We start from the raw sequence: 445 nt of genomic DNA, 5'->3' as shown, positions 1-445 counted from the left end.
CCGAACTTAGTTTTTTGGCTGCGTCAATAATTCGGAGGTGTGCGCGTGGCCTCATCCACCGCGACACTGCGGGACCGCGTCCAACAGCGGGTCAAGCACTGGCGGTACGACCCGCCGTACAAGACCGCGTGCGCGGGCATGGCCATTCTGCTGGTCGCGGTGCTGGCGTTGACGTGGATGCAGTTCCGGGGTGCGTTCGAGGAGAAGACGCAGCTGACCGTGTTGTCGGGTCGGGCGGGTCTGTCGATGGATCGGGGTTCGAAGGTCACCTTCAACGGGGTGCCCATCGGGCGCCTGGCCTCGATCGATGTGGTCACGGTGGATGACAACCCGGAGGCCAAGCTGATCCTGGACGTCAAGCCCCAGTACCTGAAGCTGATCCCGCGGAATGTGACCGCTGAGCTGCGGGCGACCACGGTGTTCGGCAACAAGTACATCTCGTTCC

1 protein-coding gene is annotated in these 445 nt (G+C 63.1%); it reads left to right on the top strand.

The window, feature by feature from the left end; genetic code table 11:
- Window positions 1-45: 45 nt before the first annotated feature.
- Window positions 46-445: MlaD family protein (locus RM572_RS29280; RefSeq protein ID WP_311676372.1), on the top strand; the 400-nt coding region annotated here is incomplete at its 3' end.

It is taken from the genome of Streptomyces hazeniae (assembly GCF_031845485.1).
GTDB classification, from domain to species: Bacteria; Actinomycetota; Actinomycetes; order Streptomycetales; family Streptomycetaceae; genus Streptomyces; species Streptomyces hazeniae.
This window is presented reverse-complemented; position numbering and strand designations above follow the sequence as displayed.